The sequence below is a fragment of the Tepidisphaeraceae bacterium genome (genome assembly GCA_035998445.1).
In the GTDB taxonomy this organism is placed as follows: Bacteria; Planctomycetota; Phycisphaerae; order Tepidisphaerales; family Tepidisphaeraceae; genus DASYHQ01.
In genome coordinates, this window is the sequence record DASYHQ010000013.1 from 267,002 (window position 1) to 280,466 (window position 13,465).

Sequence of the window (13,465 nt, forward strand, 5' to 3'; positions counted from 1 at the left end):
ACTATTGTTCCGCGCGGCGTTGGCCGATGAAGGGATCATGCGGGCGCTATCCATCCGTCAACCGTACGCAGAGCTGATCCTGCGGGGCTTGAAGACCATCGAATTTCGCACGCGCGCAACAAAGATCATCGGCGAGCGGTTCTACATTTACGCCGCTAAGACTTGGGCCACGGGCGGCTCCAGCGCGACCGACGCGAAGCCGAAGATCTGGTCGACCGACCTCACCGTCCCCGGTCGCGACGAGAACTCGACGCCACCGCCGTGGATGCTGACGCTCGCCGACCGCCTGATCCTGCGCGGTCCGGACGGTGGCGACCTGCCGACCGGCGTCATCGTCGGCACCGCCGTCATCGAGAGGGTGACCCAAGGCCCCACCAGCTACGAATGGCACCTCGGCGACGTGCAGCGCGCCACCCGCCTGCGCAAACCAACCGGTCACCCGCAGCCAGTCTGGTTCACGCCCTTTTGACCGCCCGGGTGCAAAAGAAAAAGACACGAAGCAACTGCCCATTTTGGGCAGTGCTTCGTGCCTTGGTGTTTCAATCTTCCAAATCGAACGACTAATGAATGCCCTCAGCCGCCAGCCACCGCTCGGCGTCCAAGGCGGCCTTGCAACCCATGCCGGCGGCGCTGATGGCCTGCTTGTAGATCGGGTCGGCAACGTCGCCGGCGGCGAAGAGGCCGTCGACGCTCGTCGTCGTGCGGAACGGGTCCTTCAGCACGATGAATCCCTTGTCGTCCAGTTCCACCTTGCCGCGCAGGAACTTCGTGTTCGGCGTGTGACCGATCGCCACGAACATGCCCGGCGCATCCACGCGCGTCTCCTGCCCCGTCTGGATGTTCTTCACGATCGCGGCCGTCATGCCACGCTCGTCGTCACCCACGACCTCGTCGACCACCGAATGCCACAGCGGTTGCACCTTCGGGTTGGCCAGCAATCGGTCGGCCATCACCTTGCTGGCGCGCAACTGGTCGCGGCGGTGCACCAGGTACACCTTGCTGGCAAACTTCGTCAGGTACGTCGCCTCTTCCGCGGCCGAGTCGCCACCCCCCACCACCACCAACGGTTGGTTGCGGAAACGCGGCAGCGCGCCATCGCACACCGCGCACGCGCTAACGCCGCGGTTCTTGTAGGCGTTTTCGGAATCCAGCCCGAGGTAGTTGGCGCTAGCACCTGTGGAGACGATCACGGTGTGCGCGTGCAGCGTCTTGCCCGTGCTGTCCGTCAGTTTGAACGGCCGGCTGGTGACGTCGATGTCGACGATGTCCTCCGTCTCGATGCGCGTGCCGAACCGGCTGGCTTGCTCACGCATTTTCATCATCAGATCCGGCCCTAGAACGCCGTCCGGGAAGCCCGGGAAGTTCTCGACCTCCGTCGTCCAGTTCAGCTGTCCCAGCGGCAGCGTGCCGCGCAGGCGGTTTTCCTCGGAGATGGCCCCTTCGTAAACGAGCGGCTCCAGGTTGGCACGGGCGGCGTAAATGGCGGCAGTCCAACCGGCGGGGCCGGAACCGATGATGACGAGCTTTTCTGCGGTGTTGTTCATTGCTGATTGCATGTTAGCGGGGAACCCGCGGCTGGGGAATTATAGGCGCGCAAGACGGGAAAGTGTTCAGCGGCCAGTGGTCAGTCGTCGGCGATCGGCGAATGAAGATCGCCACCTTTGGTCCTAGTGTCCGCTGCTCAGCACTTTACTTCGCGCTATGTCCGGAAGTGAAGACCGCCGGCAGGTGCGGGCCGGGCGGGGCGGCGTGGAAGATGCGTTCGACGTAGGCGGGTCGGAGGTCGCTGGGCAACTGGTCGAGAGGGAAGAACGCGACGTCGAGCGACTCGTCGTCGTTCACACGGGGCTCACCACCGGTCGCCGTACAGCGGAAGGCGGTGGTGACGTACTGCGCGACGTCGCCGTTGGGGTACGTCATCACCACCGACGTATAGACGCCGCTCACACGGTCGACCTTCACCCGCACGCCAGACTCTTCGTACACCTCGCGCACCACGGCGTCGGCGGGTTCCTCGCCGGGGTCGACCATGCCGCCAATGACGGCCCAGAGGCCGTTGTCCGCACGCTTGGCCAGCAGCAGTTCGTTGCGGTCGTTGAAGACGATGCCGAGCACGCCGGGAAATAGCAGATAGTCGTGGCCGACCCTCGCGCGGATGCCCTTCACGTACGGCGACATGCCCATAGCGGATTGCTTTCGTTCGGGTGATTGAATCATGGTGCCTGACGAGCGGCGCCGGGTTGCCCTTGGCCGCTCATCCATCACCAGCAGCCGCCCTATTCCAGCGGCACCGGCCCGCTGCGGTCTGGCCGGCTGGGGGGTGGCGTTGGCGTGTTGATGACGTGCACGGTGCGGCCGGTGTCGTCGTCATCGTCGTCATCCACGTCACGGTTGCGGGCCTTGTCGCGGCCGATCGGGACGATCACTTCCTTCTCGGTTTCGCCGCGTCGAATCACCTCGTACGTCCCCTTCAGTTCGTCGCTCAGCTGCCCGAGCGACATGCCTCCGGCGGACATGAACAGCAGCAGGATCGCGCCCACCTGCGCCAGCCCCGTCAGCACGCCGAACACGACGTAAAGCCCGACGGCCTGATACATCATGAGGCGCAGCGTCGTCAGCAGGACGATGCCCAGCGTGAGGTAGAACGCCGCGTAGAACTGCGGGCGGTTCTTGATGGTGCTGGGAAAGACGAAACACGCGAACAGGAACGCCACGATGGCGATCGTGATGCCATCGGTCGTGATGATCGTGTAGATCGGAGCGGCTTCGGTTTGCGCGAGTACCATGGCAACAGGATACCGCGGATCGCCGATTTTGGTTAGTTCGTTTCTCGATCGCTGACGTTCGAGGGCACGAACAGGTCGATTGGCTTGTTGGCCCAGCTGATGCGCGACGGCAGCAACTGAATCGCGGCGTCGGGGCTCCAGGAGACGAATTCCGTCGGTGGCTCGTTCAACCGATCGACCGCCTTCACGATCGCGTCGAATTCGGCAACGGCCGGTGGCACCGGGCGGTCGACCGGCTGCAACAACAGCACCCAGCAGAACAGATCGACCGGTGGCATGCTGTACGGTGCCGGCTCATCGAAGATCGCCATTCGGGTTCTGCCACGGTCGGCCCACATCTCCAGCGTGCGGGCCGCCTCGGTGCGCGTGTCGCTGCGGCCGGTGTCACGCGCGAAGTTCTTGATGTAGATCGCCCCCGCCGCCACGACCCAGGCCACCAGCGCGATGCCCGCAATGCGACGCGTGCGCGGCAGTTTGATCCAGTTCCGCAGGCCCCCGAGCGCTGCGATCAGCAGCGCCACGCAGGGCAGGATTGCAAACCGGCCGTACTCGCCCGGCTTGCCGGCCCCCAGCAGCACGAACTGGGCCAGCACCAGAAGCGCCGGCGCCGCCAGCAGGATCGCCAGCGCCTTGCGTGGAAAATCGACCGCAGCGCCCGGCGTGCGGGCCATGCGCAGCACCCCAACCACGGCCGCAATGCCACCGATCACCGCCACGGCAAGGCTCGATCCCTCGGCCAGCAGGTCGATCCCGTTGAACAGGCCCCGCACCACCTGCCCCACCTGATAGAAGTTGCCGTGGGCGGTCATGTTCGAACTGAGCACGCTGGAACCCTGCATCGCGTTCATCACGACGTACGGGTTGCTGATGCCGTAGACCAACGCGCCCGCCCCCAATGCCAGCACGAGGTGGCCGACGCGCCGCATGAGTGACTGCGGCCGCAGCGCGATCATGAGCAGCAGGATGACGATGCCCGGCAGCGAGAGCAGCACCATCCCCGTGGCCGCACCCCAAAGTGCGCCGGCAGCGATCGCGCGGCGCGACGAGCCGTTGCGCACGTACGCCGCCGCGGCGAGCGACGTCCACAGCAGCAGCACCGCGCCGGCCAGGTGGGGCTTGCCCTCGTGGGCCATGTTCACCACCACCGGCATGCAGGCGAACGCGATCCCACCGAGCGACACGGTCAGCAGCGAACCGCTCATCTTTCTCAGGATCAGCATGACCGCCGCCACGCCAGCCAGGCCCCACAGTGCCGAGTAGGCGCGCATCACGATGTAGAACCGGCCGAACTGTTCGGGATGATCGAGATAGTGCGCGACGTCGCCGCGCACCGTCAGCAGACCCATTTCTTCCCCGAACTTCAGCAGCGCGCCGATCGGGTAGACCCACAGCCCGCCGTACTGGTACATGCGCGGGTCGAGCTGCATCTGTCCCGGGCGCATCTGGCCCAACGCGCGCAGCGTCAGCATTTCGTCGGGCTGGTGCGAGTACAAGCGGTACCGCTGGACGATCTCGGCACGTTGGGCGTCGGTCGCGTTGACGACCACCGGCGCATCGCGGTTGGCGAGCGGGTTGACGTCATGATCGCTGGCCTGGCCGGCGGCGTCCCAGCCGCCGGTGAGCGCGATGATCTCGGCGCCGGTCCACGGCTCGCGCGAGGCGAACAGGAACTCGTCGTCGGCACGCGAGGGCAGTCCCCAATTGATGCCGATCGCGAACGCGCAGATCGCCACCAGGAACGGCGCGACCAAGGCAAGGACGACGCGTGTTTTACTGACGTCGTCGTTCATTGGGGTTCGGTTGCCGTCGGCACGAGGACACTGTCGGAATACCACGCCGGCCCCACGCCGGTGCTCAGCACGCCGGGCAGCGTCGGCGGCACAACCGCGCCGGGCGGCACGGGTGAGGCCTGCAGCGCGGTATAAATGTTGTCATTGTTCACGCCGCAAAACTGGGTCAGCGACCACTCGACGTGGCCGTCGCCAAAAAGCACGTTCTGTCCCGCTTGGCCGTGGTTGAGCGAGTTGCCCATCGACCGTAACGCTGGCCCATCTTCATAGCGCACGGTGGTGACGTTGTTGGAACCGGCGGTGCCCGGGTTCATGTCGGCCATCAGGGCGAACTCGGCCCGTACGCGGTCGCTGTTGAGGTGATACTCGGGCAGCGACGAGAACGGCGTGGCGTACGAGTAGGTTAACGCATCGCGCGAGCTGAAGTTCCCCAGCCGTGGGTTGAAGCTGGCGGCCGCGGCGGCGCGGTCGACGCTGGGGCAGATGAACAGCTTCGGGTCGGCCATGCCACCGCGCACCAGCAGGTAGAGCGACGCCGTCACGTCGTCGGCGGCAACGGCAGAGCCTTCGGCGAACGGATCGGTCTCGACGTTGCCACCGGTGAAGGCGGTCCAACCGGGCTTGTCAACGTCGTGGCGAACCGACGGATACTCATTCCGGTTCTCGCGCCCGTACTGGTCCAGCGCCAACTTGATCAGGCGAAAGTTCTCGGCACAGCGCACGCGGTTGTTCATCTCGCGCACGTTCAGCACGTACGGCACGAAGATGCTGGCCAGGATCCCGAGGATCGCCAGGATCACCACCGCTTCCAACAACGTGAACGCCCGCCGCCCACCATGGCGAGCGTAGCGCGACGACATATCCTGCATCCGCAACCGCTCCTTCACGCCCCTGCCCCCAGTGTCACCAGTTCGCCACCGGCTGCTTGTTCGTTCTTACGGCGCAGCTGACCGCAGGCGGCGTCGATGTCGCGCCCGCGGCTCTTGCGCACGTGCGTGTTCACGCCGTTATGCCGCAGGATGTTCTGGAAGTTCACCACGTCGTCCGCGTCGGGCCGCTGGAACGGCAGGCCCTGCACCTCGTTGTAGCGGATGAGGTTCACGTTGGCGCGCAGCGACTTGCAAACGGTCGCCAGCTGTCGCGCGTGTTCCGGCCGATCGTTCACGCCGGCCAGCAGGATGTACTCGAGCGTGATCTCGCGGCCGGTCTGCTGGAAGTAGTAGCGCGCCGCGTCCAGGATCTCGTCGATCGCGAAGTGCTCGGCCCAGGGGATGAGCTCCCGCCGCAGCTTCTCGTTGGGCGCGTGCAGCGAGATCGCGAGGTTGATCGGCAGTTCCTCGTTGGCCAGATCGCGCATGCGGCTGGGCACGCCCACCGTGCTGATGGTGATCCGCCGGGCGCCCATGTTCAGGCCCTTGGGGTCGTGCAGCACGCGGATCGCCTTCATCACGGCGTTGTAGTTGGCCAGCGGCTCACCCATGCCCATGAAGACGACGTTGGTGATGTGTTCGTTTCGCGGCTTCATCAACTGGTTGAAGGTAACAATCTGCTCGACGATCTGGTCGGCCGACAGGTTGCCCTTCACACCGTTGACCCCGCTGGCGCAAAACTTACATCCGACCGGGCAACCCACCTGCGAGCTCACACAGGCGGTGCGGCGATCGTCGTCGGGAATCATCACCGTCTCGGCGACGCTGTTGTCGGCCCAGGTGAGCAGCAGCTTGCGCGTGCCGTCGTCGCTGATCTGGTCGCGCGTGATCGTCGATCGCAGGAACGCGAACATCTGCCCGATGCGCCCGCGATCGAGCACCGAGAAGTTGGTCATGAGGGGCGGATCGATGACGTTCTTGCGGTAGACCCAGTCGCGCAACTGTTCAGCCCGGAACTTCGGAAACCCGGCCGCGGTGACGGCGGCGTCGAGGTCGCGGGCGTTCAGTCCGAAAAATGGAGCCGGGGTGACGGTTACGGGATGATTGATGTCGTTCGAAGCCATAGAATGTAATACGTCCATCGGCGGACGATCGGCGACGGAAATCGGAAGCGATTTCCGTCCGTCGAGCCGTTTTCCGATTGACGGGATTTACGGTAACTGCTTAGCTGGAAGGACGCAATTGCCCTTGTTACCATGGTCCATGGGTCGATCGCACGGACGCAACCGAAACGACGTATCATGTCTATTCTCGGCACAAACATGACGCCGCGCCAAGAGCAGCCAGACGAGCAGCTGCTGGCCGAGTATCGCGAGGGAAACAAGGCCAGCTTTGCGCTGCTGGTCGGTCGCTACCAACGCGAGCTGTTCCACTTCCTCGTTCGCTTCCTTGGCGATCGCGCCGCGGCCGAGGACGTGTTTCAGGAGAGCTTCTTACAGGTCCACCAGTCGGCCGAGCAGTTTGACCCCCAACGCCGATTCCGTCCGTGGCTGTTCACCATCGCCGCCAATAAGGCCCGCGATCTGCTGCGTTCCAACGCGCGCCGGCCCACCAGCCCGCTTCAGGCCAGCATTGGCCGGGGTGATGACGACAGTGGCGAGTTCCTGGACCTGATGCAGGCCACCGGCGAGCTGCCATCAGAACCGATGGAACGTGAGGAACTGCAGCAGCTGGTGCAGAAGACGGTGATGCAGATGCCCGAGCATCTGCGCGAGATCCTGCTGTTGTCGTACTTCCACCAGTTTCCGTACAAGCAGATCGGCGAGATTCTGGACGTACCGCTGGGCACGGTGAAGAGCCGCCTGCATGCCGCCGTCGCCCATTTCGCCGATCGCTACCGCGCCGCGACCGAAAAGGAACGTCGGCCGTCGGGCCAACAGTAATCCACGTCACACTCGGTGGCCGTTCCGATAGTTTTCGCGATATATCGGAGCGCTTCCATTTTTTCTCGAAACATTAGTGATTACCCCCACGTAAGAAGCCATGTCGTGACGGGAGCAACTGTGCTTGAACGGTTTGCGGGTCGCGACGATTAGACGTTGCCCACTTTTCGATCGGCTGTTACGTTGCTGCCGACCGAGTGGCCTTACGGGGAATTCCCATGAGTCGTAAACTGTCTGACGAAGACCGCCGTGCCGTTGATATGGTTCTGGATCAGCAGCTGTCGCCCGACGCGGTCGGCAGTGGCCGGGCCGGTTTCGCACCACCAAGCGCCGATGAGTTCCGCCTACGGTTGCGCCGCGTGCGCGACGTGCTGGGTCTGCTGAACGCGATGCCGGCCCAAGAGCCCTCGAGCGACCTCGTCGCCCGCACGATGCAGCGGATCAACAGCGCCCCCGCGGGCAAGCCTACGGTGCCGTCCGAATCCGTGCTGTACGGGTTGAACCAGCCTCTGGCTTAGTTCATCCTCTGTTCTCCCAAGATAAGCGTCCCTCCCTACATAGCCACCGGCTTGCCGATGTTCTTCCTGCACCCGGTCGAAGATCACCGGCAAGCCGGTGGCTATGTAGCGGAGGGACGTTCTCTTACTGCTCGAACCGCGTCGATCAACTGCCGAACTTCCGCATCGGAGTGGGCGCTTGAGAGCGTGACGCGCAACCGACTGCCCCCCTTCGGCACGGTGGGTGGCCGCACCGCCACCACCAGCAAGCCCACCGACTCCAACTGTGCAGCCGCGGTCAAAGCGGACTCTTCTGTTCCCAGCAAGATCGGCACGATGGGTGAATCGATCGGCGATGCGCCCGCGATGCCGAGCTCGTCTCGAACCCGGCGTGCTAACTGTCGAACCCGCGTCGCCCGATCGGGCTCGCGTCGCATCACGTCGATGGCCGCTTCGACTCCCACCGCGATAACCGCGGGAACCGCCGTCGAGTAGATGTACCCGCGACCATGGTTGATGACGGCATCGCACAGTTCCTGCGACCCACAAACCGCCCCACCCGCCACACCCGCCGCCTTCGAGAAGGTGGTCACCGTCAGGTCCACCGCCGCCGCGACGCCCAGTTCACTTGCTAGTCCCGCCCCACCTTCACCGTACACACCGCCACCATGCGCATCGTCGACTAGAAGTAGGAAGTCGTGCGAATCCTTCAGCGACGCAATCGCCCGCAGATCGGCGGCGTCGCCGTCCATGCTGAAGATCGATTCGGTAACGACGACCTGAAGCTGCCCAGCGGGGCGATCCGCAAGCAAGCGCGACAGTTTGTCGACACCGTTGTGCGGGAAGACGCGGTACTCCGCGCCGCTGCCGCGGACGGCGTCGATGAGCGAGGCGTGACACAGCTTGTCGAGCAGGAACCGCACGCCACCGGTGTCGCGCCCGATCGCGGCCAGCGCCTGCACCGCGGCGTGGTTGGCCTGGTAGCCGCTGGGCAACAGCACTGCGCCGGCGGTGCCCTTCCAGTTGGCGATGGCGGACTCGGCGCGCTCGTGGAATACCGTGTGGCCACTGATCAGCCCGGCCGCCCCCGCGCCGGCGCCGACCCGGTCGATCGCGGCCCTCATCGCGGTGGCGATCTGCGGATGGTGCGTCAGACCGAGATAATTGTTCGACGAGAAATCGATCAAAGGGCGGCCACGGCGCGTGACGTGAACAGCGCTCGTTGGCGCAACGGTCGTCCGCGCCCGGTCTCGCTTCTCAATCGCGCGCCGTTCGCGGGCGGCTTGAAGGGCATGGATCCAGTCGGGGGAAATCATCTGAGATTACGCGAGAAATCGGATGAATTACGTTCAATTAGACCTAGTTGCGCCGCGTGATCTTGTGAGGGTTAACCCATGCAAAAAAGAAGACCACCGGCAAGCCGGTGGCTATGGGAGTCGGAAGCGCACTTGAGTCGCGCGATAATTTGAGACGCGTGGTGACGAACCACGAGATCAGACGGCCTTGCCGTTCGTCTCGTCCTCGTCGTCATCATCGTCGTCGTCAACCTCCGCCATCTCGGCGACGTCGGGGGCTTCGTCGTCGATGGGGACGCCACCGATCTCGGTGAGCCGTTGCTTCATCAGCCGGCCGACCTTGAACTTCACGGTGCGCTTCTCGGGAACGGTGACGGGCTCGAGCGTCTTGGGGTTCTGCGCCTTGCGTGCCTTGCGCACGCGCGTCTCGAAGACGCCGAAGTCGCGGAACTCAAGACGGTTGCCCTTGCCCAACTCGCTCACGACCGAGTCGAGAAACTGCTGCACCACGCGCTTCACTTGCACGCGCTTCAGCGCAGTACGAGTGGCGATACGATCGATCAGTTCTTTCTTCGTAACGGTGGCCATTGCTGGGCCTCCCCGAGAGAGATAACACGTTTATGGACCCACAGTTACTATGCCATTTGCGCCCGACAATGCAAGGGGTGTCGACAAGTTGAATCAACTGAAGTGGTTCGGAATGCAATTGGACGAGCTAACGGGCCGTTAAAGTGGCCGGTTCCGTTAAAGCATTAACCCCGCAGATCAACGGGTCGAGACCCACATTTTTGCGGAGACGGCTTGGCGTTCGAAGTCGGTAAACCGGTCGTAGATGTACTGGCGATCATCGGTGCGGACGTAGGCGTAGGTCGTGATGGCCGTATCGAACCCGACATAGGCGGCGTGTTGCCGCAAATCTCGCGCAAAGACATACTCGGGAAGCGGTTGCATCCCCGGCACGTCGAACGCCAACGCCGCGCTCGGCTGGCTCAGTTGGGCAACGGGAGGCGGTGGCGCGGTGGTTTTATCCCGGTGGGACGCGCAACCAGTGATCAAGCCCAACGACAGGATGACGGCAAGCGAACGCATGCCAACATCACTTCAAATCCAGTGCCAATAACGCTCAGCTTGCTGCAAGTGACGTGGCTGCCTTGCATTGGGGTCGGCCGACGAATCTTGCTTCTGGTTCAATCCGGATGATGCGAAAAGGCAACAGGCGGCGTTGCCGGCAGGCATCATCGCACGCGCTGATGCGGGCGGGATTCGCGAACTCAAATCTGAAAGTCCGGCGCGAACTCCTTCACGCCCCCCGACCGCTGCCGGCGTTCCCGGTACTTCAGCTTCGGTGGGTCGGCGGTCACGCGGTTGAACGGTGGCACGGTGGCGGTGATGAAGACGTTGCCGCCGATCAACGCGCCTTTGCCGATCACCGTATCGCCACCCAGGATTGTGGCGCCCGCGTAGATGATCACGTCGTCCTCGATCGTCGGGTGCCGTTTGCGCGTGCGGAACTCTTCCACGTGCCGGTCGGGCGCCAGCGCGCCCAGCGTTACGCCCTGGTAGATCTTCACGTTGTTGCCGATGCTGCAGGTCTCACCGATCACCACGCCCGTGCCGTGGTCGATGAAGAAACTCCGGCCGAGCGTGGCGCCGGGATGGATGTCGATGCCCGTCAGGCTGTGCGCGTACTCGGTCATAATGCGTGGCAGCAGCGGCACGTTCATCGTGTACAGCTCGTGCGCCAGCCGCTGGACGAAGATCGCGAACATGCCGGGGTAGCAGAAGATCGTCTCGTCGGTCCCCTTGGCCGCCGGGTCGGAGTCGTACGCCGCCTGCACGTCGGCGGCCAGCAGCTCGCGAACCTGGGGGACGCGCATCAAAAATGCATGCGTGAACTCGGCGGCCGCCTGGTCGCACTCACGGCAGTCCTCGTCCATCACGCCGTCCGGGATTCGCTTGCGGTAGCGCAGACACCTGCGGATCTGCTCGTACAGCATGTCGGCGATCTCCAGCGTCAGCTCGCCGAGGCGGAACTGAACGCTTTCCTTCGTCAGGCCCTGCTTGCCGAAGTATCCGGGAAAGACGAGCTCGCGCAGCCGATCGACGATCTCGATCACCTTGTCGCGGTTCGGCAGCAGCACGCTGTCGAGGTGCGTCAACCCCGGCAACGACCGGGCCGACTCGACGATGCTCTCGACGACCTGCGACAGACGTTGGTTCAGTTGCTGGCGATCCATAAGGCTCGCCCAAGCATACGCCCACCGAATTCAACCGGCAAACGGGAGCCGGTGGGCACGGCGTTCGTGGTCAAAGAAAGAGGTAGCCGCAGAGACGCGGAGAGCGCGGAGACAGAGGGAGAAGAGGAGGATCCACAGAGGCACGGGCTGCCTTCGCCATTTTGATTCCTCTATCCTCTACCTTCGCTTCCTCTTCTCCATCTATCTCCGCGTCCTCCGCGCCTCTGCGGTTCATCTCCTCCAGCATTGCAGAATCCCCCAACCACTTCTGCTACATTGCCCGCCCAACTTTTCAGGAGATCCATGGAAGCGTTGATGATCGGCGTATCAGGCATGCGTGGCACGATCGGTGGCACCCTGACCCCCGCGACCGTCGCCCGCATGGCGGCGGCGTTTGCCGTCTGGACGAAGTCGACCGTGCCGGCCCGGCGGGCGCCGAAGATCGTGTTTGGTCGCGATAGTCGCCCGAGCGGCGCCTGGGTGCGGGATGCCGCCGCTGCGGTGCTGATCGCCAGTGGCTGCGAGCTGATCGACCTCGACATCGTGACCACGCCCGGCGTCGCCATGATGTGCCGTCACCTGAACGCCGACGCCGCCATCATCGCAACGGCGTCGCACAACCCGATCGAGTGGAACGGCCTGAAGTTCCTGAACGCCGAGGGCATCGCGTTGCCGCCCGCCGAGGCGGCGCGGTTGAAGCAACTGTACGACGACGGCGCGACCGACTACGTCCGCGTTACGTCGCTCGTGCCGCCGGCCCGCAATACCGAGACGCACGCGTTGCACATCAAGCGGGTGCTGGAGCGCGTCGATGTGCTTGGCATCTCGACGAAGCGATTCAAGGTCGTGCTGGACAGCGTGAACGGTGCCGGCTGTGTTGCGACGGCGACGTTGTTGAACAAGCTGGGATGTCAGCTGATCCACCTGAACGCCACGCCCAACGGCCAGTTCCCGCACGAGCCCGAACCCACCGAGGCGAACCTGACCGACCTCGCCGACGCCGTCCGCAAGCAGCGCGCCGACATCGGCTTTGCCCAGGACCCCGACGCCGACCGATTGGCGATCATCGACGAGAACGGCAAGTACATCGGTGAGGAATATACGCTCGCGCTGGCGGCCAAGTACATGCTGGCCAAGCGGCCCGGCGTGGCGGTGGCGAACCTGTCCAGCAGCCGCATGCTCGACGACATCGCGGCCCAGAACAACAGCATGGTCGTGCGGTCGTGCGTCGGCGAGGCGAACGTCGTGCAGGCCATGCTGAAGCACGACGCCGTCATCGGTGGTGAGGGCAACGGTGGCGTGATCGACACGCGCATCGTGGGTGGCCGGGATAGTCTGGTCGGCATCGGGTTCGTGCTCGACCTGCTGGCCGCGTCGAATAAGAAGCTGAGCCAGCACGTCGCCGAGATCCCCCGATACGAGATCGTGAAGACCAAGTTCGAGTGCCGCCGGGAGGATGCGACCCGCGCCGTGGAGGCCGTGAAGGCGGCGTTTGCCAGCGAGAAGGTCGACACCCAGGACGGCATCCGCATCGACTGGCCCAACGCCTGGGTGCACGCCCGCGCAAGCAACACGGAACCGATCATGCGCATCATCGCCGAGGCGCCGACCCGTGCGCTGGCGGATGAAAAAATCGCGCTGGTGCAGCGGGTGGTGGACACCGCCCTTCGCGCCTGAAGGATGGCGGCGGCGGTTTGGGTAAGGCAAAACGCGAAAACGTGCACCATTTTGCACCATTGTGCAACATCGGGAGGGTGAGGTGGCTGCCGTTGTGTGCGATGCGTCGGCTATTCGATTGTCAAAGAACTGGCTATCCATCTCTACGCTAGCGCAGCGCGATTGAGGTGGAATCGGCGCAACCGGATTTGTTTTCTTCAAGGCTCGGTCGGCGCCGGCGCGTCGCAGACAAGAATGTTCACGCGTCGCTTAAAGCGAGGGACCTGTTCCTGTAGCGGCTTGTCCTCTGGGTGCCACGGTTTGGTACTCCAAGACGTGTCGGCTGCGTGGATCCTACAGCACGGCTTGGAGTACCAAACTGTGGCACCCGA

Annotated in this window: 14 protein-coding genes; 4 read left to right on the plus strand and 10 right to left on the minus strand. The window is 64.0% G+C overall.

All coding sequences use genetic code 11. The features are described from left to right. Positions 1-37: 37 nt before the first annotated feature. A complete protein-coding gene (locus VGN72_04460; GenBank protein HEV7298595.1) occupies positions 38-469 on the plus strand; it encodes an ASCH domain-containing protein in 432 nt (143 codons plus the stop codon). Between the two features lie 91 nt (positions 470-560). Here the strand turns inward: VGN72_04460 and trxB are convergent, their stop codons facing one another. The 6 genes from trxB to rlmN form a co-directional block, all read right to left on the minus strand. Then, the gene (trxB, locus tag VGN72_04465) at positions 561-1,544 is read right to left on the minus strand and encodes a thioredoxin-disulfide reductase (GenBank protein HEV7298596.1); all 984 of its coding nucleotides are present in this window, start codon (positions 1,542-1,544) and stop codon (positions 561-563) included. 145 nt (positions 1,545-1,689) lie between these two features. After that, positions 1,690-2,184, minus strand: a complete 495-nt coding sequence (locus VGN72_04470; GenBank protein ID HEV7298597.1) for an NUDIX domain-containing protein — start codon at positions 2,182-2,184, stop codon at positions 1,690-1,692. A 92-nt stretch (positions 2,185-2,276) separates the two neighbouring features. Beyond that, the gene (locus tag VGN72_04475) at positions 2,277-2,786 is read right to left on the minus strand and encodes a hypothetical protein (GenBank protein HEV7298598.1); all 510 of its coding nucleotides are present in this window, start codon (positions 2,784-2,786) and stop codon (positions 2,277-2,279) included. Between the two features lie 32 nt (positions 2,787-2,818). Beyond that, positions 2,819-4,576 (minus strand): hypothetical protein, encoded by a 1,758-nt coding sequence (locus tag VGN72_04480; GenBank protein HEV7298599.1) that lies wholly within the window; start codon positions 4,574-4,576, stop codon positions 2,819-2,821. Then, positions 4,573-5,436: a type II secretion system protein gene (locus VGN72_04485; GenBank protein HEV7298600.1), complete on the minus strand. Its 864-nt coding sequence runs from the start codon at positions 5,434-5,436 to the stop codon at positions 4,573-4,575. The genes VGN72_04480 and VGN72_04485 overlap by 4 nt, the downstream gene beginning before the upstream one ends. Positions 5,437-5,459: 23 nt before the next feature. Continuing rightward, the gene (gene rlmN, locus VGN72_04490) at positions 5,460-6,569 is read right to left on the minus strand and encodes a 23S rRNA (adenine(2503)-C(2))-methyltransferase RlmN (protein ID HEV7298601.1); all 1,110 of its coding nucleotides are present in this window, start codon (positions 6,567-6,569) and stop codon (positions 5,460-5,462) included. Between the two features lie 198 nt (positions 6,570-6,767). Here rlmN and VGN72_04495 point away from each other — a divergent pair, with 198 nt between their 5' ends. Further along, the gene (locus VGN72_04495) at positions 6,768-7,388 is read left to right on the plus strand and encodes a sigma-70 family RNA polymerase sigma factor (GenBank protein HEV7298602.1); all 621 of its coding nucleotides are present in this window, start codon (positions 6,768-6,770) and stop codon (positions 7,386-7,388) included. Between the two features lie 218 nt (positions 7,389-7,606). After that, positions 7,607-7,906: a hypothetical protein gene (locus VGN72_04500; protein ID HEV7298603.1), complete on the plus strand. Its 300-nt coding sequence runs from the start codon at positions 7,607-7,609 to the stop codon at positions 7,904-7,906. A gap of 101 nt (positions 7,907-8,007) precedes the next feature. Here VGN72_04500 and VGN72_04505 read toward each other — a convergent pair whose 3' ends face one another. The 4 genes from VGN72_04505 to epsC form a co-directional block, all read right to left on the minus strand. Continuing rightward, on the minus strand, positions 8,008-9,072 hold the full coding sequence (locus tag VGN72_04505) for an aminotransferase class I/II-fold pyridoxal phosphate-dependent enzyme (protein ID HEV7298604.1): 1,065 nt from the start codon (positions 9,070-9,072) through the stop codon (positions 8,008-8,010). Between the two features lie 306 nt (positions 9,073-9,378). Continuing rightward, the gene (locus VGN72_04510; protein ID HEV7298605.1) at positions 9,379-9,768 is read right to left on the minus strand and encodes an HU family DNA-binding protein; all 390 of its coding nucleotides are present in this window, start codon (positions 9,766-9,768) and stop codon (positions 9,379-9,381) included. 177 nt (positions 9,769-9,945) lie between these two features. Continuing rightward, entirely contained in the window at positions 9,946-10,269 is a 324-nt protein-coding gene (locus VGN72_04515; protein ID HEV7298606.1) for a hypothetical protein, read from the minus strand. Between the two features lie 182 nt (positions 10,270-10,451). Further along, positions 10,452-11,417 carry a serine O-acetyltransferase EpsC gene (gene epsC / locus VGN72_04520; GenBank protein HEV7298607.1) on the minus strand — a complete coding sequence of 322 codons (966 nt, stop codon included), beginning with the start codon at positions 11,415-11,417 and terminating at the stop codon, positions 10,452-10,454. Between the two features lie 315 nt (positions 11,418-11,732). Between epsC and glmM the strand changes: the two genes are divergently transcribed. Then, positions 11,733-13,094, plus strand: a complete 1,362-nt coding sequence (glmM, locus tag VGN72_04525) for a phosphoglucosamine mutase (GenBank protein HEV7298608.1) — start codon at positions 11,733-11,735, stop codon at positions 13,092-13,094. Positions 13,095-13,465: the final 371 nt, after the last annotated feature.